General features: G+C 64.1%; 27 protein-coding genes. 20 read left to right on the top strand and 7 right to left on the bottom strand.

What is annotated here, in order from left to right; all coding sequences use genetic code 11:
- Positions 1–631: 631 nt before the first annotated feature.
- On the bottom strand, positions 632–1612 hold the full coding sequence (locus J4E08_RS12375) for a GntR family transcriptional regulator (protein ID WP_349538764.1): 981 nt from the start codon (positions 1610–1612) through the stop codon (positions 632–634).
- A gap of 284 nt (positions 1613–1896) precedes the next feature.
- Here J4E08_RS12375 and J4E08_RS12370 point away from each other — a divergent pair, with 284 nt between their 5' ends.
- From J4E08_RS12370 to J4E08_RS12315, 12 genes are read left to right on the top strand one after another with little or no spacing between them, the layout of a single operon-like run.
- Complete coding sequence (locus J4E08_RS12370; protein ID WP_349538763.1) at positions 1897–2970, top strand: ABC transporter ATP-binding protein; 1074 nt, start codon at positions 1897–1899, stop codon at positions 2968–2970.
- Positions 2967–3878 (top strand): ABC transporter permease, encoded by a 912-nt coding sequence (locus J4E08_RS12365; protein ID WP_183968052.1) that lies wholly within the window; start codon positions 2967–2969, stop codon positions 3876–3878. Before J4E08_RS12370 ends, J4E08_RS12365 begins: the two co-directional genes overlap by 4 nt.
- A gap of 4 nt (positions 3879–3882) precedes the next feature.
- Positions 3883–4731, top strand: a complete 849-nt coding sequence (locus J4E08_RS12360; RefSeq protein ID WP_183968050.1) for an ABC transporter permease — start codon at positions 3883–3885, stop codon at positions 4729–4731.
- Complete coding sequence (locus J4E08_RS12355) at positions 4728–5456, top strand: SDR family NAD(P)-dependent oxidoreductase (RefSeq protein ID WP_349538762.1); 729 nt, start codon at positions 4728–4730, stop codon at positions 5454–5456. The genes J4E08_RS12360 and J4E08_RS12355 overlap by 4 nt, the downstream gene beginning before the upstream one ends.
- Positions 5453–6205, top strand: a complete 753-nt coding sequence (locus tag J4E08_RS12350) for an SDR family NAD(P)-dependent oxidoreductase (RefSeq protein ID WP_183968046.1) — start codon at positions 5453–5455, stop codon at positions 6203–6205. Before J4E08_RS12355 ends, J4E08_RS12350 begins: the two co-directional genes overlap by 4 nt.
- Before the next feature lie 29 nt (positions 6206–6234).
- Positions 6235–7461, top strand: coding sequence for an ABC transporter substrate-binding protein (locus tag J4E08_RS12345; protein ID WP_349538761.1), 1227 nt, complete (start codon positions 6235–6237; stop codon positions 7459–7461).
- 55 nt (positions 7462–7516) lie between these two features.
- Entirely contained in the window at positions 7517–8563 is a 1047-nt protein-coding gene (locus J4E08_RS12340) for an ABC transporter ATP-binding protein (RefSeq protein WP_349538760.1), read from the top strand.
- 36 nt (positions 8564–8599) lie between these two features.
- Positions 8600–9475 (top strand): polysaccharide deacetylase family protein, encoded by an 876-nt coding sequence (locus J4E08_RS12335; RefSeq protein ID WP_183968040.1) that lies wholly within the window; start codon positions 8600–8602, stop codon positions 9473–9475.
- 53 nt (positions 9476–9528) lie between these two features.
- The gene (locus J4E08_RS12330; protein ID WP_183968039.1) at positions 9529–9852 is read left to right on the top strand and encodes a hypothetical protein; all 324 of its coding nucleotides are present in this window, start codon (positions 9529–9531) and stop codon (positions 9850–9852) included.
- Complete coding sequence (locus J4E08_RS12325) at positions 9849–10880, top strand: CobW family GTP-binding protein (protein WP_349538759.1); 1032 nt, start codon at positions 9849–9851, stop codon at positions 10878–10880. The genes J4E08_RS12330 and J4E08_RS12325 overlap by 4 nt, the downstream gene beginning before the upstream one ends.
- Complete coding sequence (locus J4E08_RS12320; RefSeq protein ID WP_349538758.1) at positions 10881–12086, top strand: ABC transporter substrate-binding protein; 1206 nt, start codon at positions 10881–10883, stop codon at positions 12084–12086.
- A 3-nt stretch (positions 12087–12089) separates the two neighbouring features.
- Positions 12090–13070, top strand: a complete 981-nt coding sequence (locus tag J4E08_RS12315; RefSeq protein WP_349538757.1) for an asparaginase — start codon at positions 12090–12092, stop codon at positions 13068–13070.
- Positions 13071–13118: 48 nt separating this feature from the next.
- Here J4E08_RS12315 and J4E08_RS12310 read toward each other — a convergent pair whose 3' ends face one another.
- The 3 genes from J4E08_RS12310 to fliI all read right to left on the bottom strand — a co-directional run bounded on the left by J4E08_RS12310 (position 13119) and on the right by fliI (position 17242).
- On the bottom strand, positions 13119–15206 hold the full coding sequence (locus J4E08_RS12310) for a CFI-box-CTERM domain-containing protein (RefSeq protein ID WP_349538756.1): 2088 nt from the start codon (positions 15204–15206) through the stop codon (positions 13119–13121).
- A gap of 193 nt (positions 15207–15399) precedes the next feature.
- Entirely contained in the window at positions 15400–15804 is a 405-nt protein-coding gene (locus tag J4E08_RS12305; protein ID WP_349538755.1) for a hypothetical protein, read from the bottom strand.
- 85 nt (positions 15805–15889) lie between these two features.
- Complete coding sequence (fliI, locus tag J4E08_RS12300) at positions 15890–17242, bottom strand: flagellar protein export ATPase FliI (protein ID WP_349538754.1); 1353 nt, start codon at positions 17240–17242, stop codon at positions 15890–15892.
- A gap of 66 nt (positions 17243–17308) precedes the next feature.
- Here fliI and J4E08_RS12295 point away from each other — a divergent pair, with 66 nt between their 5' ends.
- From J4E08_RS12295 to J4E08_RS12260, 8 genes are read left to right on the top strand one after another with little or no spacing between them, the layout of a single operon-like run.
- Complete coding sequence (locus J4E08_RS12295) at positions 17309–17710, top strand: flagellar basal body rod protein FlgB (protein WP_349538753.1); 402 nt, start codon at positions 17309–17311, stop codon at positions 17708–17710.
- A gap of 11 nt (positions 17711–17721) precedes the next feature.
- Complete coding sequence (flgC, locus tag J4E08_RS12290) at positions 17722–18132, top strand: flagellar basal body rod protein FlgC (RefSeq protein WP_183968025.1); 411 nt, start codon at positions 17722–17724, stop codon at positions 18130–18132.
- Positions 18133–18143: 11 nt separating this feature from the next.
- Positions 18144–18473: a flagellar hook-basal body complex protein FliE gene (gene fliE, locus J4E08_RS12285; protein ID WP_349538752.1), complete on the top strand. Its 330-nt coding sequence runs from the start codon at positions 18144–18146 to the stop codon at positions 18471–18473.
- A gap of 17 nt (positions 18474–18490) precedes the next feature.
- A complete protein-coding gene (locus J4E08_RS12280) occupies positions 18491–18760 on the top strand; it encodes a flagellar biosynthetic protein FliQ (protein WP_183968021.1) in 270 nt (89 codons plus the stop codon).
- Positions 18760–19572 (top strand): lytic transglycosylase domain-containing protein, encoded by an 813-nt coding sequence (locus tag J4E08_RS12275; RefSeq protein ID WP_349538751.1) that lies wholly within the window; start codon positions 18760–18762, stop codon positions 19570–19572. Before J4E08_RS12280 ends, J4E08_RS12275 begins: the two co-directional genes overlap by 1 nt.
- A complete protein-coding gene (flhA, locus tag J4E08_RS12270; protein WP_349538749.1) occupies positions 19572–21665 on the top strand; it encodes a flagellar biosynthesis protein FlhA in 2094 nt (697 codons plus the stop codon). The genes J4E08_RS12275 and flhA overlap by 1 nt, the downstream gene beginning before the upstream one ends.
- Position 21666: 1 nt before the next feature.
- Positions 21667–22422, top strand: a complete 756-nt coding sequence (locus tag J4E08_RS12265; RefSeq protein ID WP_183968015.1) for a flagellar biosynthetic protein FliR — start codon at positions 21667–21669, stop codon at positions 22420–22422.
- A gap of 3 nt (positions 22423–22425) precedes the next feature.
- Positions 22426–23553, top strand: coding sequence for an EscU/YscU/HrcU family type III secretion system export apparatus switch protein (locus J4E08_RS12260; protein ID WP_349538748.1), 1128 nt, complete (start codon positions 22426–22428; stop codon positions 23551–23553).
- 379 nt (positions 23554–23932) lie between these two features.
- Here J4E08_RS12260 and J4E08_RS12255 read toward each other — a convergent pair whose 3' ends face one another.
- The 3 genes from J4E08_RS12255 to motA are packed head-to-tail and all read right to left on the bottom strand — an operon-like array spanning position 23933 to position 25459.
- Positions 23933–24358 (bottom strand): flagellar export protein FliJ, encoded by a 426-nt coding sequence (locus tag J4E08_RS12255; RefSeq protein WP_349538747.1) that lies wholly within the window; start codon positions 24356–24358, stop codon positions 23933–23935.
- Positions 24348–24596 carry a hypothetical protein gene (locus J4E08_RS12250; RefSeq protein ID WP_349538746.1) on the bottom strand — a complete coding sequence of 83 codons (249 nt, stop codon included), beginning with the start codon at positions 24594–24596 and terminating at the stop codon, positions 24348–24350. Before J4E08_RS12250 ends, J4E08_RS12255 begins: the two co-directional genes overlap by 11 nt.
- Complete coding sequence (gene motA, locus J4E08_RS12245) at positions 24593–25459, bottom strand: flagellar motor stator protein MotA (protein WP_183968008.1); 867 nt, start codon at positions 25457–25459, stop codon at positions 24593–24595. The genes J4E08_RS12250 and motA overlap by 4 nt, the downstream gene beginning before the upstream one ends.
- Between the last annotated feature and the right edge of the window lie 111 nt (positions 25460–25570).

The raw sequence follows: 25570 nt of genomic DNA, 5'->3' as shown, positions 1-25570 counted from the left end.
CCGAGCGGGCGCGTCGCACGAACCGCGAAGTTTGGTGGCGCACTTCGACCGAAGGCGACCACGGGGATCACCACCTCCGTCGCATGTTGCGACCGGTGCAGGCGCGGGCCTCTGCGCGGGTGACGCGCGGGTTTTTTCGATATCGCCGCTTATCTCATTTGCCGCGAGCGGGGGGGCCGCTTTGTCAGGTTCTTGTGTCAGGACCGGGCCCGGAGCCGCGCCTCGCTCAGGCCGCCATGTCAGCGGAACAGGTGCTCCTCAGGCGGAGCGCATAGGCCCGAGGTCGCCTGTCGGGTGCTGCGCAAATAAGGTGTCGTTTTGAACGAAGCTCGGATGCGGCCTTGCTAAGTTGATGCCGTCGGGGGGCGGTTACATCATCATCGCCCATCGACCCCATCCCATGTGCGACGGCGTTGGATTGACGGCAGGAGGCGGCCGAAGGTTTGGCGATATGGGTGGCGGACATCCCAGGGGTGACCGCGAGCGCAGGAAAATTGCTGCGCCCGGCCGGGTGATTTGAACCTGCCCGTCCAGTTTTCCAGGCTTCGGATCGAGTGTTCAGATCCTTTTGGCGGCGCTGCTTCTTGGCCCGCAGGTGCTTGCCGGGAAGTGTGATCCACAGGGCAGGGGGTCAGCCCGCCTGAAGGTAGGGCGCAAGGTCGTCCGGCGGGTCGAGCACGGAGACGATCTTGAGCTGGGCGATGGTTCGGTTCAGCGCGTTCCCGAGATGCGTCGACAGCATGCTGGCCGCTGCGGACCGGGTCTGCGCCAGTATGAGGTCGACCACCATCCCGTGCTCCGACAGGGTTTGTCGATCCGGCGGCAGGCCCAGCGAAAACAGCACTTTCTGCGAGGATCGCAGCGCGGCGCGATTGGACCGGACGTATCCCGCAAGGTCGGCATTCGGGGTGGAGAGGATCGCCAGATCGTAAAACCGGCCCTCCAGGTCGAACCAGATGTCGGGATCATCCGGCCCGTCCTGTGGCAGGGCGCGGATGTCGGCGCTCAGGCGGCCAAGCGCCTCGACATCGGGCATTGCGGTCTCCAGCGCGGCGACCTCGAGGATTGAGGCGAGCTCGAACTTGTTGCGGAACCGTTGCGCGGTCAGCGGCTCAACGACCCAGCGGGAGGTGTTGCTTTTGGTCACCAGACCCCGTTCCTGCAGGCGCCCGAGAACATCCCGGACAACCGTGCGGCTGACACCGAAGTGTTCAGCGACCAGCGCCTCGATGATGCGATAGCGGCCAAAGATCAGGCAGCGCGCAAGGTCGGCTTCCATCTCTTCTTGCAGGCGCTGCCAGTTGGGTTTGCCCGCATCCTCGTCCAGCTGATCGAGGTCCAGCTCTATGCTGCGCAGGTCCAGCCGCCGGGGGCTGTCGCGTCCGGCCACCAGATACCCGCGACCGTCGAAACGGCAGAGTAGGCCTTCGTCTGCCAGCAGCGACAGGGCGCGTTTGACCGTGGCGCGGGACACGCTCAGCCGTTCAGACAGTGCACTCTCCTGAAGCACGAGGCCCGGTGTCAGTGTGCCGCTGTCGATGTTGCGCCGCAGAATATCTGCGGTGCTCTGGAACAGGGGGCTGCGCCTGGGGCCGAAGGCATCCTCTGGCATCTGCGGGTCCTTTTCGTCGGGGCCGTTGGGTCGGTCCCACAGTTGTACCTTATAACGTGCACCAAGTCTTTTGGTTGTTTGCATGCAATCACCACAACCCGACGGGCGAAAGTTTGGCGTTTTGCGTCCTGTTCACGCAATACAGCCCTCAAAAGTACGCTTTGCCAAGCGAAAACGCACAGAGTTCAGGCGGTTTACGAATTTTGTACGCAAAGATCATTTATTTCTTGCCGGAATCAAAAAACGATGTTTGTGTGCAGAAAATCAAAAACGGGGAGTGAAGCGTGCTAAATCTCAGCGGGGTGACGCGGCGATACGGTGAAACCGTCGCGCTCGAAGACCTCAACCTCATCGTGCCGGACGACACCTACATGTCGCTGCTCGGCGCCTCTGGCGCGGGCAAGACGACGCTCTTGCGACTGATCGCCGGTTTCGAGGAACCGAACGCGGGCCAGATCTCGCTCAATGGTGAACGGCTCGACGGCAAGGCGCCGCACAGGCGCGACATCGGTTTCGTGTTTCAGAACTTTGCGCTGTTTCCCCACCTGACCGTTCAGGAAAACGTCGAATTCGGCCTGAAGTTCCGCGAGACCGGGGCCTGCGCCGATACCAAGGAACTGACGGAGCGTGCCGCGGACGCGCTGCAGCTTGTGGGGCTCGACGGATTTGGCCATCGCGGCGTCGGAGAGATTTCCGGTGGACAGAAACAGCGTGTGGCGCTGGCGCGGACGCTGGTGACCGAGCCGCGCATCGTGTTGCTGGACGAGCCGCTCGGCGCGCTCGATGCCAATCTGCGCAACCGGATGTGCGACGAACTGCGCGCCATCCGCGAACGCCTGCGTGTCAGCTTCCTTCACGTGACGGGCTCGGAAACCGAGGCGCTCACCATGGGGGACACGGTCGCGGTGCTGTCGGATGGCCGCATCGTACAGGCGGATGGATCGACCGAGCTGTTCACCCGGCCGCACAACCCGGCCGCCGCGCGCCACCTGAACGCCTGGAACCTGCTGGAAGGCACGGCACGGGCGGGTGCTCTCGACACGTCCGCCGGGATGTTGCCGCTGTCGCGCACGCTGGCCGAGGGCGCCGCCGCCCAGATCGCGCTGCGCTTCGATCAGCTTGGCGTGTCGGACCTTGATGCGGTGCCCGGCGGGCGCAGCCACTTCACCGCCCGCTACGTCACGGGTGAATTCAACGGCCCCACGGCGCTGTCCTTCTTTCGTGCGCCCGATGGTGCCCTGATCCAGGTGGTCGATCACCTGGGCGATCCGCGCCTGCCCGAGCTGACCGAAGGCCGCAGCTACGCGCTGCACTACGCGCCTGGGGATGCACTGCTTTTCGAGGGGGCCTCCACATGACAACGGTGACCACAGACATGCCCGACACGACCGAGACCAGCCCCGCCGCCGCGCGGGAGGCCAACGAGCGGCGCCGCGCGCTGATGCTGCTGTCACCCGGCCTTTTGTGGATGATCCTTTTCATGGTGTTGCCCATGCTGATGGTGATCTACGTGTCGTTCTGGACGCAGACGACCTTTGCCGTGAACGACACGCTGACCACGGCGAGCTGGGAGCGCTTCCTGTCTTCGGCGACCTATCTCGGCGCGATCGGGACAACGCTGCGGATCTGGGCCATCGTGCTGGTGGCGACGCTGGTCGTCGGCTATCCGGTGGCGCTGTTCATCGGCCTTTTCGTGAAAAACCAGACGGTGCAGACCGCGCTTCTGGTGGCCTGCGTGATCCCGTTCTGGACGTCGTTCCTGATCCGCGTGATTGCCTGGCGTCCGATGCTGGGCACCGAAGGCGCGATCAACACAATCCTGATGAACCTCGGGCTGATCAACGAGCCGCTGACCTTCCTGCTGTTTTCCGAGTTCTCGGTTCTGGTGGGCATGACGCAGATCTACTGCGTGTTCATGGTCGGTCCGATCACCTTCATGATCTCCCGCATCGACGAAAGCACCATCGAGGCCGCGCGTGACCTTGGCGCCTCCTTCGGGACGATCTTTCGCCGCATCGTGCTGCCGCTGTCCATGCCGGGTGTGATCGTCGGCGCGATCTTTGTCTCTGTCATGGTGCTGGGCGAATTCGCCACCGCGGCCTCCCTTTCGGGTCGCAAGGTCAACCTGCTGGGCAACATCATCGTCAGCCAGGTCGGATCGCTGAAATGGGCCTTTGCCGCCGTCGCGGGCGTTGTCCTGACCATCATCATCACCGCTGTCATCACGCTCGCCCTGCGCGTCGTGGACCTGCGCAAGGAGATGTGAGCCAATGAACACCAACCTTCTCAAGCCCGGCCTCGCGGCCTACACCGGCCTGTTCCTGCTGTTCCTCTACGGTCCGCTGATCGTGCTGGCGATCCTCAGCTTCCAGGGCCCGAACGGTGGTCCGCAGTTCCCGGTCCAGGAATGGTCGACCTACTGGTACCAGCACCTTTTCGGGGCAACGGACACCAGCCGGGTGTCGCAACTGCCCGTGGGAGAAAGCCTGCTGCGGTCGCTTGTGCTGGCCTTCATGACGACCGTGGTGTCCACCGTTCTGGGGGTGATGAGCGCCGAAGCTTTCCGCGTTCGCTTCAAGGGCTCCGGCCCGGCCTTCTACCTCATCATCCTCGGCATGATGGTGCCCGGCGTTCTGGTGGGCCTCGGCATGGCGCTTTTGTCGAACTTCATCGGCGTGTCGCGGGCATGGTGGGGGACGGCCTTCGTGCTGCACGTGGTCTACACCTACCCCTTTGCCTTTCTGGTGATGCTGGCGATCTTCAACCGCTTTGATCGCACGGTGGAGGAAGCCTCCCTCTCGCTCGGCGTCTCTCCGGCGCAGACCTTTCGCCGGGTGACGTTCCCGATCATCTTCCCCGGCGTCCTGTCGGCCATGCTGTTCAGCTTTACGCTCAGCTATGACGAATTCTCGCGGACGCTGTTCACCATCGGGCGCGAACTGACGCTGCCCTTGTCGATCTACGGAACCTTCTCGGTCGAAATCTATCCCAACCTCTTTGCCTTCGGGGTTCTGACCACGGTGTTCAGTTTCACCCTTCTGGTGGTCTACGGCCTGCTGATGAAGCGGTTCACCGCCGTGAAATCGGGCAGCTACAAAGGCCAGGAGGAGGCGGCATGATCGCTCTGGTCACTGGTGCGGGCTCCGGCATCGGGGCGGCCATCGCCCTGCGGCTGGCCGAGGACGGACACACCGTCGCGGTCAACGATCTTCACCTCGATGCGGCGCAGGCCGTGGCGGATCAGATCACCGCGGCGGGTGGCGCAGCCAAGGGCTTTGCCGCGGATGTCAGCGACGAGACAGCGGTGGGCGCGATGATGAACAAGGTCCGGTCCACCCTTGGCGCGCCACAGATCGTAGTGAACAACGCGGGGTTCGGCCATCAGGCACCGTTCATGGAGATTGAACCGGCCATGTTCGACCGGATCTTTGCGGTGCATGTGCGGGGCACGTTCCTCGTCACCCGCACCTGCCTTCCGGCGATGCTGGAGGCAGGGCAGGGGGTCGTGGTCAACATCGCCTCGCAGCTGGGACAAGTGGGCGGGGTCGAGCTGACCCACTACGCCGGGGCGAAGGCGGCCATCATCGGCATGACGAAATCGCTGGCCCGCGAGGTCTCGGCCAAGGGGGTGCGCGTCAATGCCGTCGCGCCCGGACCGATCAACACGCCGCTGGTCGAGGCCCTCTCCGAGGACTGGAAGCGGGTCAAGAAATCAGAACTGCCGCTCGGCCGCTTTGGCGAGCCATCCGAGGTGGGGGGCGTCGTGTCCTTCCTGTGCTCGGACGATGCGGCGCTTTTCGTGGGTCAGACACTTGGCCCGAACTCCGGGGATGTGATGCTATGAGCAAGAAAATCGTACTCGTGACCGGCGCCGGCATCGGCATCGGCAAGGCCGTGGCCGAACGCTTTGGCCGCGAGGGGGCGCATGTGGTGGTGACCGACGTGCTGGCCGATGAGGGCCAAGCCGTGGTGGACGCCATCGAGGCCGCAGGCGGCAGCGCCGAATTCCAGCCGCTGAACGTGCGCGACACTGCCGCCGCCGATGCGCTGGTGGCCGACGTGGTGGCGCGGCACGGCGGGATCGACGTGATCGTCGCAAACGCGGGCATCGCCCACCGTGTGCCCATGTCCGAGATGACGGACGAGAAGTGGGACGAAACATTTGACATCGACCTCAAGGGCATGTTGCGCGTGGTCCGCCCGGCGCTGCCCGCGATGAAGGAAGGCGCGTCGATCGTCTGCCTCAGCTCCATCATGGGCGTCGCTTACGGCTGGGACGAACACGTGCACTATTCGTCGGCCAAGGCGGGTGTCGTGGGCTTTGTTCGCGGCCTCGCGGTGGAGCTGGCGCCGCGCGGCATCCGGGTGAACGGCGTCGCGCCGGGCTACATCCGCACCGCGCAGCTGCTCAGCGAACAGAACAGCCTCGGCCCGAAGGCGGCAGAGATCGCCTCCCCCTACATCCCGATGGGCCGCCTCGGTGAGCCGTCAGAGATCGCATCGGTCATCGGGTTCCTCGCATCCTCCGACGCCTCCTACCTGACCGGGCAGGTGGTGACGGTCGACGGCGGCCTGCTTCCGGGCCGCTATTAAAAATAGTTCAACAACAGGGACATCAAAAAATGACAACCTATAGCAAACCGACACGTCGGGGTTTCCTGCAGGGCGGCGCGGCGCTTGGCGCACTGGCCCTGGGGTCCGGCATTCACCCATGGACCCGTGCCGCGATGGCGCAGGATCTGTCCGGTCAGGCGCTGCGCACCACCGGCCTGTCGACCACCGTGCAGGACCGCATCCTGAACGCCTTTCAGGCGGCAAGCGGCGTCGACTCCGTTTCTGGCACTCCGGCCACCTTTCCCGATGCACAGACCAAGATCCTGTCCGGATCGGCGGACTACGACTGCTGGGAAATCATCGGCGAGCGCCTGCCCGCCCTGATCGCCACCAACAATGTCGAGACCATTCCGACGTCGGCGTTGCAGAACTGGGATTCGATCCGCGATGTCTTTACCAAGGTGAACCCGAAGTGGGCGCCCTCCGCGCAGATCGCGGGCCAGATCTGGGCCGACGAGGCGCAGACCGAGCTTTACATGGTGCCCGCCGTCTACAACTTCGACTCCATCGGCTACAACCCGGAGGTCCTGTCCGAGGAAGAGGCGAACACCTGGACCGCGCTGTTTGACGAGAAGTGGAAGGGTCGTTCCGGTCTGAACGTCGATCCGCTGATCGCCATCGGTCAGGCCATCCTCGCGCTGAACGCGCTGGGGATGCTGGAGGCGCAGAACCCCGGCAACCCGACCATGGCGGAAATCGACGAGGCGGCGAAGTTCCTGATCTCCAAGAAGAAGGATGGCCAGTTCCGCGCGCTGTGGGGCGACTTCGGTGAGCTGGTGAACCTGATGGCGTCCGGCGAGATGGTTGTCTGCGATGCGTGGCAGCCCGCTGTCATGGCGGTCAAGGCACAGGGCAAGCCCGCGCGCTACGCCACGCCGAAGGAAGGCACGCGCGGCTGGGCCATCGGCCCGTCGATGCTGGCCGGAACGCCGAACCGCGAGGCGGTCATCGCCTACGCCGATTACTGGCTGTCGGGCGAGCCGGGCATCACCGTGACCGAGCAGGGCTACTACTCGCCCTCCACATCCATCAAGGACACGATGGATCCGGCGAAATACGCCTTCTGGTACGAGGGCGCGCCATGGGAAGGCGAACCCGAGCGCGGCATCAACCCCGGCGACCTGCGCGATGGCGGCTCGCTGGAGGAACGCTCCTCCAACGTGGCGTACTGGCACCAGTGGCCGGACGAATACGACCACCTCATCCAGAAGTGGGACGAGTTCCTCAACGCCTGATCACCCAAGGGGGGAGGGCGTGTGTCCTCCCCCCACCATCCAACGAGGGGCCAAGATGCTTCACGATCTTGAACTGATCCAGGTCGGCAAGACCTATCCCGACGGCACGGTGGCGGTGTCGGATTTCGACCTGAAGGTCGAGAAGGGCGAGTTCGTCGCCTTCCTCGGGCCGTCCGGCTGCGGTAAGTCCACCACGCTGCGCATGATCGCGGGCTTCGAGGACATCACCAACGGCGAGATCCTCATCAAGGGGCAGAACGTGTCCGCGATGCCGCCGGAGCAGCGCCCGACCTCCATGATCTTTCAGAACTACGCGCTGTTCCCGCACATGACTGTGCGGCAGAACGTGGCCTTCGGCCTCGATCTGAAGAAGATGCCGACACGGGAGAAGGACGACAAGGTCGACCGCATCCTCGACATGTTCGATCTCAACGACTTTGCCGACCGCCGCGCGGACAAACTGTCAGGTGGGCAGCGTCAGCGGATCGCGCTGGCGCGTGGACTGGTGGTGGAGCCGGAGATCCTGCTGCTGGACGAACCGCTTGGCGCGCTTGACGCGAACCTGCGCCGCATCATTCAAAACGAGCTGAAGCTGTTGCAACGCGAACTGGGCATCACCTTTATCTTTGTGACGCACGCGCAGTCCGAGGCGCTTGGCCTGTCGGATCGTGTGGTGGTGATGTCGAATGGCGTGGTGGAACAGGTGTCGCCGCCCAAGGAGCTGTACCGCCGTCCCGTGAGCCGTTTTGTTGCGGATTTCATCGGGTCCAACACGATGATCGCGGGCCGGTCCGTGGGGGCGGGGCAGATCGACACGCCGCTGGGCCTGCTGAGAGGGCAGGGCGCGGGCGACCTGGCGGTGATCCCGGCCGAGGCCTTTCGCATCACGCCCGCCGGCACCCCCGGCGAAATCCGGCTCGACGGCACGCTGACCGGCAAGTCGCTGGTCGGATCGGTCGGGCACCTGAGGGTGCGGCTGGCCGACGACCGAGAGATCAGCGTCGAAACCCACGCTGCCACACCGGGGGCGCAGGCCCTGACCCCGGGCCAGCCCATCACGCTGAGCGTCGACCCTGCGGCGGTCACGCTCATTCAATCCTGACACTCCTGACTTTTCAGACCAACAGAGGAAGAACACATGACCAAAGAAATCCTGGTAGGCTTCGGCATCGACGTGGACGCCGTGGCGGGCTGGCTCGGCTCTTATGGTGGCGAAGACAGCCCCGACGACATCTCGCGCGGGATGTTCGCAGGCGAAGTCGGCTCCCCGCGCCTGCTGGACCTCTTCGACAAGACCGGGCTGAAAACCACCTGGTTCATTCCCGGCCACTCTGCCGAGACCTTTCCCGAGCAGATGAAAGAGGTGGCCAAGCGCGGCCACGAGATCGGCATTCACGGCTACAGCCACGAGAACCCGATCGCCATGACCCGCGAGCAGGAGACCGCCGTGCTCGACAAGAGCATCGAGCTGATCACCGAACTGTCGGGCAAGCGTCCGACCGGCTACGTCGCGCCCTGGTGGGAATTTTCCAACGTCACCAACGAGCTGCTGCTGGAGCGCGGCATCAAGTACGACCACTCGCTGATGCACAACGATTTCACGCCCTACCGCGTGCGCGTCGGCGACACGTGGACCAAGATCGACTACTCCGGCAAACCTGCGGACTGGATGAAGCCGCTGGTGCGTGGCGAGGAGACCGACCTGATCGAGATCCCGGCGAACTGGTATCTCGATGACCTGCCGCCGATGATGTTCATCAAGACCGCGCCGAACAGCCACGGCTTCGTGAACCCGCGCGACATCGAGGAAATGTGGCGTGACCAGTTCGACTGGGTTTACGAAAACATGGATTATGCGGTGTTCCCGATCACCATTCACCCCGATGTGTCCGGTCGTCCGCAGGTTCTCTTGATGCTGGAGCGGCTCATCAACTACATGAAGGGCAAGGAAGGCGTGCGCTTCGTCACGATGGACGAAATGGCCGATGACTTCGACAAGCGCTTCCCGCGCTGAGCCGAACCGGGGGAGCGTTCCGCGCTCCCCCCCTTTTTCAGGAGGTAAGCGCCATGTGCTCGCTTTGCGGCATCCTCGGATGCGACGATCATTGGACCAGCGCCGTGGACCGCCCCGGCGTCTACTCGCGCAACACCGACCGCCATGCCCGGCGCAGCGAGGGCGCGCGACGGCTGAAGGCCGCGAACCGCGTGCTCGACTTTCGCCGCCTGAAGATGTCCGAGTTCCACGGCACGTCCTATGTGCTGAAAAGCCCCACCGGCGCGTCGCGGGTGTTCGACGCGCTGTCGCATCTCTGGCCGGAGGCGGAGGCCCTTGCCACGCGCGGTTTCGACCCGCTGGACGAAGAGCTGATCGCCTTCATGGAGCGCCAATGACCAGACCCTTGATGACGCCCGTGACCTTGCTCACCGGATTTCTCGGCTCGGGGAAGACGACGCTGTTGCAGAAATTGCTGACCGATCCGGACATGGCGCGCGCCGCCGTGCTGATCAACGAATTCGGCGAAATCGGGCTGGATCACCAGCTGCTTGACCGGATCGATGACAACGTGGTGCTGATGAAATCCGGCTGCATCTGCTGCACGGTGCGCGGAGAGGTGGCGGACGCCCTGATCAACCTCGACGAGATGCGCGCGCGCGGCGAGATCGACTTTGACCGCGTGGTGATCGAGACGACAGGTCTGGCCGATCCCTACCCGGTGTTGCAGACGCTTCAGGCGCACCCGGTGCTGCGCAGTCATTTCCGTTCTGGGGGGGTGCTGACGACGGTGGATGCGGTGAACGCCGCCGCCCAGATGGACCACCGCGCAGAGGCGGTGCGCCAGATCGCCGCCGCGGACCGTATCGTTCTGACGAAGACCGACCTTGCTGGCGACGTGACCGATCTGCGCGCCGCGCTGGCGCGCGTGAACCCGGTGGCGCGTGTCGTGACCTCCGATATGGGGGCGTCGGATATCCTCGGCGACCTTGATACCGTGCACAGCCTCATCGAGCCGGACGCCTGTGGCACCTGTGGGCATCACCACGACGGCGATGACCACGATCACGGGCATCACCATCACCACCACGATGACACCCTCGGCGTCGTCACCTTTTCGCTGACGGTGGAGCACCCGCTCGACTGGACCGACTTCGGCATCTGGCTGACCCTGCTGCTGCACCGCTATGGCGACAGGATCTTTCGCGTGAAAGGCATTCTGGCCATCGACGGAGAGGAACTGCCTGTGGCTGTCCACGGCGTTCAGCACCTGGTGCATGCGCCTGTCCACATGGAACATTGGCCCGACGGGCCGCGTCACTCCAGGCTTGTGTTCATCCTTGAAGGGATCGACCCTGCGTTGATCCGGCGGTCGTTCCATGCCTTCATGCGTCTGGACGACACAACCGGGGCAAAGGCCGCCTGAATGGAAAAACTGCGAATTCTATGTACCGAAATCCTGCCCTGGCGGCTGCTGAAGGCGCAGGCCGAGCAGGATCTCGGTTTCGAGCTGGAGTTCCTCGAACAGGATTTCGTGGGGGCGCAGCGCACGGCCGCCATGTCTCCTGACACCTATGATGTCTATGACCAGTGTTTCCACAATCTGGATATCGTCTGGCATTGGCGCGCGATCCAGCCGATTGATGTGGCCCGCATCGACACCTGGAACGAGATGGCCGGACTTGCCCGGACCGGGCAGTCCTCCGTTCACGGGGTGGTGCAGGGTGCCGGGGACCGACCTGCCTCGCGCCTGTATGTCCAGTCCGACGCGTCGCTGGGGGAAACGCCCACGGGGCGTATCTCCATGCTGCCGACGGTCTATAACTTCGACAGTTTCGCGGTGAACAGCGAAGTTTCGAACCTTGACGTGGACCGGGACATCACCAGCTGGGCAGAGCTGCTGGACGACCGGTGGGCCGGGCGTGTGTCGCTGGTCGACGAACCGGCCATCGGGGCGTTCGACCTGACCATGGCGCTGATCGCGGCGGGACGGATGCAGGTGCGTGACCTTGGCAACATGAGCATCGCGGAGATCGAGGAGATGTTCGCCCATGGCCTTGAGCTGACGAGAAGCGGGCATTTCGCGCCGTTCTGGCGGCAGGCGATGGAGCCGGTTGCGCGGTTCGCCTCGGGGGAACTCGCGATCTCGTCGATCTGGTCGCCCTCCGTGGTGGAAATGAAGGGCCGTGGCCTGAAGATCCGGCAGGCCACCCCGGTCGAAGGCTACCGCGCCTGGCATGGGGGCATGTGCCTGTCGGCAAGACTGGCGGGGCGCAAGCTCGACATGGCCTATGCCTGGATGAACTGGTTCCTCGCCGGATGGGCCGGGGCCACCATGGCGCGACAGGGCTACTACATGTCCGTGCCGGACCGGGTGCGCGCGGTGCTGGAGCCCGACGAATGGGATTATTGGTACGGCGGCAAGCCGGCGGCGCGCGACCTGCCGGATCCCACGGGGCGGCCCGCCATCAGGGCTGGCGAAATCCGTTCCGGCGGGTCATACCGCGACCGCGCCAGCCGCATCGCGGTCTGGAACACCACGATGGATGAACACAATTTCCTCGTGCGCCGCTGGGGCGATCTGATTGCCGCAGCCCGGCCGCGCAACGGACGATCACGCAAAACGGGATAACACATGAAACAGGTCGTACTCATCTCCACCGGCGGGACCATTGCGTCGGTCTCGGATCATGCGGGCGGTCCGGTCAATGCGGCACTGGCGGGCGAGCGTCTGCTGGACTCGCTGCATCAGAAGCCGGACGGCATCGCGGTGCGGGTGGAGGATTTCCCGGCGCGCGGCAGCTACGCGCTGGATCTGGCGACGATCCACGCGCTTTGTGCCCGGATCACCGAAACGCTGGCCGACGCGGCGGTGGCCGGTGTGGTCGTCACCCATGGCACCGACACGATGGAGGAAAGCGCGTTCCTTGCGTATCTGCTGGTGCGCTCTGACAAGCCGGTGATCTTTACCGGGGCGCAGCGTCATGCGGGCGTCGCGGACACCGACGGGCCGCGCAACCTTGGCGATGCGATCACCTGCGCCGCCAGCGATGCATTGACCGGCATCGGCCCGGTGATCCTGTTTGAGGGCGAGCTCCACGCGGCGCGCGACGTGACGAAGGTTCATGCCTCGCGCGTCGACACGTTCCGCTCGCCGGGCTTTGGCAAGCTTGGCGACGTGGACGAAGGCCGGGTGCATATCGGGCGCAGGCCCGGCGCGCGGGTCACCCTGTCGGCGCCGACCCTCGATCCGGATGTGGAAATCATAGCGCCGGGGCTGGGCACCACCCCGCGTCTGCTCGACCATTGCGGTGCCAGCGGCGTGTCCGGTGTGGTGATCGCGGGCTTTGGCCGGGGCAATGCGCCGATGGGGTTCGCGGATGCGGCGAAACGGCTGATCGACAAGGGCATCCCGGTGATCGTGGCGACGCGCTGCGCCGAGGGGCGGACGATGGCGGTCTACGGCAAGGATTCCGGGGCCACGACGCTGGTCGAGGCAGGCTGCCTGCTGGCCGGTGAGCTGTCGCCCTACAAGGCGCGGCTTTTGCTGGCGGCCCTGCTGGGGCAGGGCGCCACACGAGAGGAAATCGCGGCCGCTTTCGCGCGCTTTGCCTGAGCGTGCGCGTGAGCGGGGGGCACGCGGCCTGACGGCGCGCCCCCTCGCTCAGGTCCGGCGCAGGATGGTTCGGCGGAGCAGCCGGACCAGCACGGACAGCACCGTGCGGGCGATCAACGACAAACGGGGGCTGCGCCTGACGGGCACCGCAAGGACTGGTCCGACCCGCCAGTAGAACGCCACGAAGGCCCGCCCCGGAGCCGTCCGTACCAGATGCTCGTCGCGCAGGCGGCGCAAGTCGACCACATCCGGGTGCCAGGCGTCTTGGTAGGCGGCGGTGGCGACGAAACAGCTGCCCGCGCCGCTGCCTCCGCCAGTGCTGTCGTCTTCGTCTTCCTCATCCTCTTCGGGGGGATCTTCCTCCTCTTCCAGCGGCGGCAGGCCCGGATCATCGTCGTCTGTGTCGGGATCGTCGTCATCGTCGGGATCGGTGTCCGGGTCACCGCCCACTGCGCCCCCATCAGGATCATCCCAAGGCCGGGGATTGGTGTCGTTGAAGGACATCAGTTCGTCAAAACGCGCGGTGTCGTCCTCGAGGTAGCGCAGGCTGCCCCAGCTGCCCCACTGGCTCGACGGGGCGACGTCGACAAAGGCGTTGAACAGGGTGCCGCCGGCCTCGTCCCAGGACTCCAGCAGCTCACCGTAGAGGTCGCCCATCCCGTCGGAATAATTCAGATGCTGGAAAAACTCCGCAAGCTCCGGGTCGGTGGCGTTCTCGCCGATGCCCACCACATGTGTCCCGCCTTCGTACATCACCATGGACAAGTCATGCGCTTCGGCCACGGCGGCGTGGTATTCAAACATCTCTGACAGCCCCGCAAGGCTGCCGTCGGGATTGCCCGTGATCGAGCCGTCCCGCAATTCCTGAAGCGCCAGCGGCGTCGCCATGTCGTAGCGGTGCGCCTCGACATAGGCGTCCCGTTCGGAGCCGGTCAGGCCCAGCTCGTCGGCGTCAGACTCAGCCGCCAACTGGCTGTCCTCGATCCACTCGCGCACGGTGTCGGCCTTTTCGCGCCCCAGCGCGCCGTCGAAATAGCCGGTCACCGCGTAGGTGTCGAAACTCTCGGAGGGTGGCGCGTTGCCCATGGCCTGCCAGGCGGGGGCGTTCAGCGCGGAACCTTCCAGCCCCGGCCAGCCGGTGTGGGTGGCAAAGACCTTGATCAGTGCGTCTTCCTGCCCGGCGTAGACTTCGTCGAGCACATCGGCCATTTCCGCGGCGCGCGCGCCGTAGTTCTGCATCCAGCCGTCGGGCAGGGCCTCGCCAAAGCGCTCCACGCCTTCGGCAGCGGAGGCATGGGCCTGGGGAAAGGTGAAGTTCCACACCTCGTTGGAGAACTCGTAATGCGCGCGCAGATCCGGGTCGAGCGTGTCGCGCACGTAGGTCGCGAAGGTTTCGATGTAGTCCTCCGAGGCGCCGAAGGGCATGTTGAACCACGGCTCGGTGCCGGTGGCGTTGGACAGGGCGACCATGACCTCCACCGGGACGCCGCCCGCGTAGGTGTAATCGTCTATCTGTGGCGCATCGGCCCAGTCCTCGTCCGTGCTGCCATTGGTCTGCATCCAGTCCATGAAGCGCAGCGCGTGCACGTCCTCCACCACCGCCAGCCAGTCTGGGTTGAAGATTTCGCCCTCCTCGAAGGCGGCGATGTTGTCCTCGTGCACAAGGCTGATGTCGCGGATGTAGTCGCCGGTGCCATTGGGGTCTGTTTCGCCAATGCCGACGGCCAGGAGCGCCTCGCCGGTGGGGGTGTAGTCGAGCCAGATCTCGGTGTCCGTGACGCTGAGGATATCGGCGCCGAAAACGGTGATCTCGCCCTCACCCGACCAGCTGAGGCGGTAGGTGCCCGCGGCTGACACCGCCTCGGCGGGGTATTCGGTCAGCATGAAGGTTTCGATATGGGTGACGCCTGCGGGAATCTCGGTCGGCCAGCCATTGGCGTCCAGAACCCCGGCGGCGCGGAGGTCGTCCTCTCCCATCCCGCCCCATTGGCCTTCCAGGTGGCCGGTCCAGGGGCGCGCGGTCTTCATGATGTCGAGGAAGGGCATCTGGGTCGAGAAATCGGCGATGCCATTCAGGCCGAGCGCCAGCCCGGCATCTCCGGTCTGCGTGCCGGTGTTGATGTCTGTGACAGGCATGGGGCGCTCCGAAAGAGGGCTGGGTCTCCTCTGAACACTCCACGAGAAATATTATTTAAAAATTAACGATGGTGAAAATCAGGGCCTGTCATGAACATTCATTGCTGCTGATAAGACGCGTTGGCGACAGTGTTCAGGCGGCCGGGCTTGCGACGATTTTGAACGGACGCCCCGTGCAGTCGGTCTTTCCCGATCATGTGCGGCATTTAATCTGGTCCAGAGCAGTCGCGGGTGGCGGGATTGTTTTGCGCCCGTTATGCGCCTGATCCGGCGTTTGATGCTGCTTGGCGATACTGCCGAGGTGTTTTGACCTGCGGACCCTGATCCCGCGCGAGGGTCCGACGCCTTTGAGCACGGTGTTCATACCCCGCAAACTCACCGAGTTTGCATTGGGGTTTTCAATTGCGCGAGCTCTTGGCAGAGGATTTGGCACGCCTGCCTTGGCAAAGACTTTCAACACGGCCGTCTCGACACGAGGCCCGGACAGCAGACAGTCCAGTGTTTGGCCGACGCGCTTTACCGCGCGGTTCTGATCGCCCAGAAGTTTCCTGTTAGAACTGAAAGCCACGATGGCGCTGTTGCGGTTGCGGACGGCCATGCGGAATTGGCGGCTCGCGGCATCAAGGATTGTGCGGCTTGCACAGGCTGGCCTTTGGCGCATCGAGAGCGAGATCTTGGCTGGCTCAGCTTTTGGTGTCGGGCACTTCAATCCCGGCATCTGTCAGACATGCATGGAGACGGGCAAAGGTCTCGGACGGCTCCATGGCGTCTCGCTTGCTTTGACCAAGCAGGGCCTCCAGCGGGCGGTAGAGCTTGATCGCGGCATCGACCTCCGGGTCGCTCGAGGGCCGGTAGGCGCCAATGCGGATCAACTCTTCCATATCGACATATCGGGCAAGCGCCCGGCGGGCCGTGCGGTAGATGGCGTATTCGTCAGGCGCATGGCAATCCGGCAGCATCCGCGAAATCGACCGCAGCAGGTTGACCGCCGGGAAGCGACCCTGTTCGGCAATGCGGCGGTCGAGGACGATGTGACCGTCCATGATGCCGCGCACGGCGTCCGCGATGGGATCGTCCATGTCATCGCCGTCCACGAGAACCGTGTAGAGCGCGGTGATGTCACCGGCATCACCGGTGCCCGGACCGGCGCGTTCCAGCATCCGGGGAAGCTCTGCGAAGGTGGTGGGAGGATAGCCCTTGGCGGTGGGGGGTTCACCCCCGGCCAGCCCGATTTCACGCTGCGCCATGGCAAAGCGGGTGACGCTGTCGAGCAAAAGCAGCACTTGTTTGCCCTGGTCGCGGAAGTGTTCCGCCACAGCAGTGGCGGTCCAGGCGGCCTGCCGGCGCATCAGGGGCGGTTCATCACCGGTTGAGACGACGACGACCGCACGGGCGCGACCTTCTTCGCCGAGGTCGTCCTGAAGGAAATCCTGAACTTCGCGCCCGCGTTCCCCGACGAGACCCACCACGATGACATCTGCCTGCGCGTTGCGCGCCAGCATGGCCATCATGGTGGATTTCCCGACCCCGGAGCCGGAGAAGACGCCCATGCGCTGACCACGGCACAGCGGTGCAAAGGCGTCCACCACCTTGAGCCGGGTGGCGAGGCGGGGGCCGACCCGACGGCGGGCAAAGGCGGGAGGCGGCGCGGCGCGCAAGGCACGGGGCCTGTCCCCCTCCGGCAGATGCCCCTTGTCGTCGAGAGGTCTGCCAAGCGCATCGACCACGCGCCCGATCCAGGCGTCATCGGGGCGAATGTCCGCGCCGGATGTCGTGACCTCGACCTGATCGCCGGTGCGTACGCCATCCCAGCTGCCAAAGGGGAGGAGCTTGATGCCGGTGACATCGACGCCGACGACTTCGGCTAGAACGGCGCCGCCGCTGCCATGGACTGTGCAATGCTCACCGATGCCTACCGCCCGCTCCAGACCTGAGACGGTCAGCACCAATCCCAGAGCCGAAGTGACTTCGCCCTTCACGGATGTCCGGTCAATCGAGCGGGCAAGACTAGAAAGCTCTGAAAAGGCTGTATGCATGGTACTATCCATTGCTAAGCAAGATTTAATCATGCTATCCTTGATTGAGGTAAAAGGAAACTGGTCATGAAGCTTGGGGGAATGTCCTTTTTTCAGCTGGCGTCTCAGCGGATGACATGGCTGGGTGCCCGTCAAACCGTGATTTCCGAGAATGTCGCGAACGCCGACACGCCGAATTACAAGGCCAAGACCACCAGTGGTTTCGATGCCATGGTCAGCGGTTCAGAGGCGATGCAGGGGCTGAGAACGACGGATGCCCAACATATAGGCAGCGGCGGTGGAACGCCTCGGGGTGTTCAGGTGCACGAAGACGAGACGGCCTGGGAAGGCAGCATCGACGGCAACACCGTTGCGCTCGAACAGCAGACGATCGCGGCGGCTGAGGTCGCCGGCAACTACCGGCTTGCGGCGGAGCTGTACCGCAAGGGGCACAACTTGCTGACCATCGCGGTCACGGGCGTGCGGTAAGGGGAGCAGACATGGATACACTCAAATCGGTTCTTTCCGTTGCGGCCAGTGGCATGCGGGCACAGGGCGAGCGGCTCAAGGTCGTGTCGGAAAACGTGGCCAACGCCAGCTCGACCGGCACCACCGACGGCGCCGACCCTTATCGCCGCAAGATCATCTCCTTTCAGGAAATGATCGACCGCGACAGCGGCGCCTCGATGGTCGGGGTCGAGAGCATTCGCCGTGACACTGCCGATTTCGATCTCAGCTACGACCCGTCACACCCGGCAGCGGATCAGGACGGCTTCGTCAAGGTGTCGAACGTCAACACGATCCTCGAAATGAGCAACATGCGCGAGGCGTCGCGCAGCTACCAGGCCAACCTGAACATGTTCGAGACAGGGCGCACCATGCGCACGCAGCTGCTCGACCTCCTGAAATAAGAGGGCGACCCATGGCGACCGATCCCACCTCCCTGCTGTCCGTGAACGCTGCCTCGGGGGCCTATCGTGCCTCGCGGGACATGACGGCCAGGAATGTCGCACCCGCAGGTCAGGAGACCGCGCGCCCCAGCTTTGGCGACATGGTGTCCAAGGCCGGGGCCGATGCGCTGCAGACGGTCCGCGAGGCCGAGGCGACAGCCCAGACCGGGCTTCGCGGCAACGCGGACACGCAGACCGTGGTGGAAGCCACGCTGGAACTGGACACGACCGTAAAGACGGCGGTCGCCGTCCGTGACCGTCTGGTCGAGGCCTATCAGGAAATCATTCGTATGCCGATCTGATCGGTTCGGAGGCGGTCTTGACCGAAAGCGATACCTACACGATCCTGTCCGACGCCTTTCTCACGGTGCTGTACGGCTCCGGTCCGATCATGGCGATCGCCCTGGTGGTCGGACTGCTCATCGCCTTTTTCCAGGCGCTGACGCAGGTGCAGGAAATGACCCTCACCTTCGTGCCCAAGATCGTCGCAATCTTCATCGGCCTGCTGGTCTTCACCCCTTTGATGTACACCGTGGTGCGGCGACTCTCCGACCGGGTGTTCGACCTCATCGTCAGCGGGGGCCTGTGATGCGGGTGTTTCGTGTCGCGATGGTCTGCGCTGCGGTCCTGGCGGGGCAGGGGGCGCTTGCCGATTGGAGTGACTTTTACCGTCCGTCCGCGACTGTTTCGTCGGGAGCCATCGCCGGATCGGAGGGGGACCCCGCTGGCATCTGCGTCCGGGAAATCCTGCGCGCGCAGGTGAAGCACCAGATCCCCGGCAACCTGCTGCTTGGCATTGGCCTTCAGGAGAGTGGCATGATGCACAAGGGCGAGCTGACGATCTGGCCCTGGGTCGCAAATGCCGATGGAGACGGGCGCTTCTTCGACACGCCGGCACAAGCGGCAAGCTGGGTGCGGGCGCGCCAGGCATCCGGCGTCTCCTCTATCGACATCGGGTGCATGCAGGTGAACCTGCGCTGGCATCCGGAGGCCTTTGCCGCCCTGGAGGAGGGCTTTGACCCCGCGCGCAATGTCGATTACGCGGCCCGGTTTCTAAAGCGGCTCCATGACCGCGAGGGCGACTGGATCGCGGCGGCGGGGCATTACCACTCCGCCACCGATGCACAGCAGGAGGTCTATCTTGGCCGGCTGGAGCAGAACGTCGGCATCGCCAACGACCGGCTGGACATCTTCCGCCAACTCGCGGCCGCAGGTGGTGGGGCAGGGCGGTCGCCCATCGCGTCGACATCGGGCCGTGTCGTGGCCGATCCTTTGCCCGGCGGACATTTCTGGACCTCCGAAATCACCCTGCGTTCCGGGGCAGCCGCGTCGGGCGGGCGAAGCCTTTTCGGGCGAGAGGTGCTGTCACCGGTGCTTCCGGCCTTCCGAAAGATGTTCTGATGGCGATGAGCGAAGCGTCTTCCCGCGGGCTTGCCGGCTGGCTGAGCAAGGGGCATGGCAACCGCGACGTGGGCTTTGCGATTGCGGTTGCCCTGATCCTTGCCGTGTTGTTCGTTCCGTTGCCTGCGGCGGTGCTGGACTTCGGGCTCGCGGTCTCGCTTTCGGTGTCCGTTCTGGTGCTGATGGTGGCCCTGTGGATCCCGAAGCCGTTGGAGTTCAACAGTTTTCCGACGCTGCTCCTTGTGGTCACGATGTTGCGGCTGTCGCTCAACGTGGCCTCCACGCGGCTGATCCTGTCCGAGGGCCACACCGGGCCGGGCGCGGCGGGGGGCGTGATCGAGGGGTTCTCTCGCTTCATCGTGTCGGGCAATTTCATCATCGGGATCGTGGTCTTTGCGATCCTGCTCGTCATCAATTTCGTGGTCATCACCAAGGGGTCGACCCGGATTGCGGAAGTCACGGCGCGCTTCTCGCTCGATTCCATGCCGGGCAAGCAGATGGCGATCGATGCCGACCTTGGCGCCGGGATCATCGACGAAGATCAGGCCCGCGCGCGGCGCAAGGAGGTCGAGGACGAAAGCGGCTTTTTCGGCGCGATGGACGGTGCGTCGAAATTCGTGCGCGGCGACGCGGTGGCGGGGCTGATCATCACGCTGATCAACGTCGTGGGCGGCATCCTGATCGGCGTCGCACAGCACGGGTTGTCCCTGTCGGAGGCCGCGGATTTCTACACTGTGCTGACCATCGGTGACGGGCTTGTCACACAGGTGCCTGCGCTGATCGTGTCGCTGGCGGCGGGTCTGATCGTGACCAAGGGTGGCACGGAGGGCGCCGCCAACGAAGCTGTTCTGGGGCAACTTTCGAAGTTTCCCAAGGCGTTGTTCATGGCCTCCCTGTTGCTGTTCGGGATCGGGCTTCTGCCTGGGTTTCCAAGCCTGATCTTCACGGCCCTCGCCATAATCATGGCCGTCTTGGGGGTGGCTGTCATGCGGCAGGCCGAAGAGGCGCAGGCCTCTGTGGATCGCGAGGACGCCGCAAGACAGCGCGCCGAAGCCGTCGCACCGGAGGACAACATCCAGGAGACGCTGAAGCTTGACGGGCTGCGGCTCGAACTGGGGCAGGGGCTGGTGCAGCTCATCTCCAACAGCGACGCGGCGCTGACGGGCAAGATCAAGAGCCTGCGCAACCTGTTTGCCCGCGAGTTCGGATTCGTCCTGCCCTCCGTGCGGATCAAGGACGAGCCCATGCTGCCGGCGCAGACCTACGCGATCCTGGTGCAGGGCGTGGAAGTGGCGCGCGGCGAGCTGCGCCCGACGGGCATGATGGTGGTCAATCCCGGCGCGTGCGGCCTGCCGGGGGAGCGTGGCAAGGACCCGACTTTCGGACTGGATGCGCTGTGGGTCGACAAGGAAACCGGCGCGCGGGCCGAGGCGATGGGCCTGACGGTGGTCGATCCCGAAAGCGTCATCATCACGCACCTGACCGAAGTGGTGAAGGAGCACCTGCCTGAGCTGACGACCTACGGCGCGACACAGGATCTGGTCGAGGGGCTCGACCGCGAATACCAGAAGCTCGTGGCAGAGATCCCGGGCAATGCGCCCATGGTCCTGGTCCAGCATGTGCTGCAGGCGTTGTTGGCGGAACGGGTGTCGATCCGGAACCTGCCGCTCATCATTGAATCGATTGCCGAGGCCAAGCGGTCCACCTCCAGCGTGACGCAGATCACCGAGGCCGTGCGGCGACGGCTGTCGAACCAGATCTGCAAGGCGCTTCAGGATGATACGGGCTTCATCTCGGTGATTTCCATGTCGCCCGCCTGGGAGAAGGAGTTCCTGGAGGCGCTGCGGGTGAACGGCGACGACCGAAACTTCGTCATGTCGCCGCAACGGGTGCAGGAATTCGTGCTGCAGGCCCGCAGGGAGATCCAGAAATTCGCAGAACAGGACCAGTGGCCCGCGCTCTTGGTCAGTCCCGAGATCCGCAGTTTCGTGCGGTCCATGCTGGAGCGGGTCAGCCCGATGACGGTGGTTCTGTCGCACAACGAGATCCATCGCAAGACGGCGCTGCGCACCCTTGCCACCGTGGGCCAGTGAGGTGAATCTGGCCGCCCTTCTGAGCGTCGAGTTCCTTGGCGTGGCATTGGTCTTTGCGCGCATCGGCGGGATCGTCATGTTCATGCCGGCCTTCGGAGAGTCCTTTGTTCCGGTGCGACATCGCCTCGCGCTGGCGCTCGTGCTGGCATTGGCGTTGTATCCGGCCGTGCCGCAGGGGCCGATTTCGCTTGATGCGCCGGGCCCGCTGGTGGGGATGATCGCCATCGAACTGACGCTGGGCCTGTGGATCGGGCTGACCGCGCGTATCCTGCTTAGCGCGCTGGAGTTTGCCGGTTCGCAAATCGGCCTGGTCTCCGGCCTGTCGAATGCCTTCTCTCCCGGCCTCGGCTCATTTCAGGGCTCGACGCTGATCTCGACGGGTCTGATGCTGGGCGGTGTGGCGGTGATTTTTGCCACCGACCTGCACCACCTGATCATCGCGGCCATGATTTCGAGCTACCAGATCTTCCCGCCGGGACAGATCCTGCCGTCCGATCTTGCGCAGCAGATCGTCAAGGCGGTCTCGCAGAGCTTCTACCTCGGGCTGTCGATCGTGGCGCCGTTCTACGTCATGGGCCTGCTGGTCAACCTCGGGATGGGGCTGGCCTCGCGGATGATGCCCTCGCTGCCGGTCTTCTTCGTGGCCGCGCCCGTGCTGATCATGGCAGGCCTTCTGGTTCTGGTCATGGCAACGCCGGTGATGCTGCGCGAATTTGCCGAACGGTTCGGTGAATGGCTTGGCATGATGGTGTTCTGAACCATGGCAGATGAGGACGACGACAAGGACAACAAGACCGAGGAGCCGACGGAGCGAAAACTGCGCAAGGCGCGCGAGAAAGGCGATGTGGCCTCCTCCAAGGAAGCGGGCAACGTCATGGCCGTGCTGTCGCTTTTCGCCATAGCGTCCTTTGTGCTGCCCTCCGTTTCGGCAGCGCTGGCGGGCGTTTTGCGCAATGTGCTGGAAACCGCGGGCGCGGTCGAGATCGGGACCGGCGTCGCCGGACTGCGCGATCTTGGACTGGTCAGCTGGGAGATTCTGCGCGGCGTGGGCATCTTGCTGGGCCCGTTGATGGCGCTGATGGTCGTCGGGGCGCTGGCGGGGGTTGCCCTGCAGGGGGATGTCGTGGTTGCCGCCGCGCGGCTGAAGCCGAAACTGTCGAAGATCTCACCGATCTCCGGCTTCAAGCGGCTGTTTTCGGTGGCGGCCTTCGTCGAGTTCTTCAAGAGCGTGGCAAAGGTGCTGATCGTCGGTGTGATTGCCGGTTGGGTCGTGCGGGAGGCGGTGGCCCGGATCTGGCAGACGCAGGGTCTTTTGCCGGAGATGGTGTTCGGTTTCGTGCGGGTCGAGGCGGCGCGGATGCTGCTCATCACGCTTGGCTTTGTCACCGTGGTGGCCGTGGCTGACATCCTGTGGAAACGCTTCGAACACCGTCGCAAGCAGCGCATGTCGATGAAGGACATCAAGGACGAGGTCAAGGAAACCGAAGGTGACCCGCTGATCCGGTCCAAGCGCATGAACATCCGGCGCGACCGTGCCCGGCAGCGGCTGGCCCAGGCGGTGCCGCGCGCCACCGTGGTTCTGACCAATCCGACCCACTATGCCGTGGCGCTGAAATACGAAACGGGTGTCGACATGGCGCCGGTCTGCGTGGCGAAGGGAGCCGACCTGATGGCCGCGCGCATCCGGACTCTGGCGCGGGAGAACGAGGTTCCCATGGTCGAGAACCGTCCGCTGGCGCGTGCGCTGCACGATGTGGCAGAGCTGGACAAGGAGATCCCGGTCGAACACTGGGAAGCTGTGGCTGCCATCATCGGCTACGTGATGGACCTCGAACGCAACATTCGCCGCGCACCACCGGACGGCTCCAGCCTGCGCGAAGACCCTTGACGGCAGGCGGCTGCCACTCGCGCGTGGCTTTGTTGATGGCGTGGCGGCCCTTTTCCAGGGCATCGCGCTGTGCGTTGTGCTCTGGCCATCAACATATCCATGCCCGAGGTCGAGGACGGGAGCGCTGTCTGGGGCATCCTGTGTCGGGATTTCCATCGACAGGCCGGTCCGCCGGGCGTGGCCAGCAAAGGTGCGTGCCGGCTCCTATCCGAAGTGGGCTTCGTTTTGGTGGATCTGCAGGGGTGCAACATGCAACCGAGGCTGTTCAGGACGTTCTGGATGATGGTGTATCCGAAACTGAGCCGATCAAGGGCCACCCTTGGGGGCCACGTATATCGCGCCCGCTGTCCGTTCCGGTAGAGAAGCTTTCAGCCGGGCGTCAAGGTTCCCAACGCATGACCGTCAGCAGATCCATGTCATGGGCTTCACGCTTTCGCGCGGCCTTTCTGTCTTCGCTCAGGCGCCGCTGGCGGAGGGTCTCATAGGTCTTCTGCTCCGACAGAGCGGCGCGAAGCCTGTCCTCTGCCTGGGCGACCTCGGGTTGCAGCCTGGCGATTTCGTGGCTGATCCGGTCGAGTTCGGCCCGCATCGACCGAATGAACCGACCCAGGTATGGCGCCCCTTCCAGTCCCTCAATCCGGGATTCTCCGGACAGCCGCGCAAGGAGCGCTGTCTTCTCGGCCTCCAGCTGGACCATGCTGTCGCGCAGTGACGCGGTGCTTTGCGCTTCGCGTTCGGTGTCCATGCGCTTGAGGCGTTCCATGACTTCGAGCGCACGCAAACGCCGTTGCCGGTCAGTGTTCATCTTCGGGCGTTTCGTCTGGTTGGGGCAGCGCGGTCGGGACTGCTGTGCCGCCAAGCGCCTCGCGCATCCGTCCCAGCACCTCCTGGGGGAAGCCATATTCTGACGGGGGCAGATTGCTGAACGTGCCGCCCACGGCCGCCGAGGTGAAACTTGTTTCTTCCGGCTCCGGTGCCGGATCGGCGGCATGGACGCTTGTCGCGCCAAGGATAAGCAAGGGCAGGGCCGTGCGGCGGATCATGCCGCAGGAAGCTCTTTTTGCGCGGCTTCGACCTCGTAGAAATCGGGCTGCATGCGTGTCGGGATGCTTCCGCGACCAATTTCCACACAAATGCTTGGCGGGTGATCGGCGACCATCGCAACAAAGATGTCACGAATAATGAGGTAGAATGTGCCGTCCTCCTCCTCGATCTGTTTCAGGCGACCGGAGATCGGCTGCACCATGCAGTAGGCAAGGAAGACGCCCAGGAACGTCCCGACCAATGCGCCGCCGATCATGCCACCCAGAATCTCGGGCGGTTGGTCGATGGAGGACATCGTCTTGATCACGCCAAGCACGGCGGCCACGATCCCGATTGCCGGTAGCCCGTCGGCGACCTGCTGGATCGCATGCACCGATGCCAACGATTCATGGTGGTGCTTCTTGATCTTGCGATTGATGACATCTTCGGTGGCATACTTGTCGTCGAATTGCATCGACAGCATGCGGAAGCTGTCGCGGATGAGATCGATGGCAAAATGATCCGCGGCAATCCGGGGGTAGCGGCTGAAGATGTCGCTGTCCGAAGGCGACTCGATATGGCCATCCAGCGCAAGAATGCCCTTAGCCTTGTAGATGCGGGTCAGTTCGTACATCAGTTTCAGCAAGTCGCTGTAGTCCTCGGCCTTCCAGCGCGGACCTTTCAGCACCTTCACGATACCGGCGGCCGATTTCTTGATGACGTCGACGCTGTTGGCGATGACAAAGGCGCCGAGCGCGGCGCCCCCGATCATCATGCCTTCGAAGGGCAGGGCATGCAGCACGATGTCCATCTTGCCGCCCGACAATATGAAGCCCCCGAACACGAGGCCAAAAACGAGGGCAAGTCCCAGAATCATCGTCATAGGGTGTGGTCTCTGCTCTGTGAAGCGAAGCCGCCGGAACGGCAATTGCCATTATTTCTTAAGTAAATTTGACTTTCTTTCAAGTATAAACAAGGATAAATTGAAATATGT

The organism is Sagittula sp. NFXS13 (assembly GCF_040148795.1).
Taxonomy (GTDB): domain Bacteria; phylum Pseudomonadota; class Alphaproteobacteria; order Rhodobacterales; family Rhodobacteraceae; genus Sagittula; species Sagittula marina.
The sequence above is the reverse complement of the archived record's forward strand: the minus strand, read 5'-3'. Positions and strand labels throughout refer to the sequence as shown.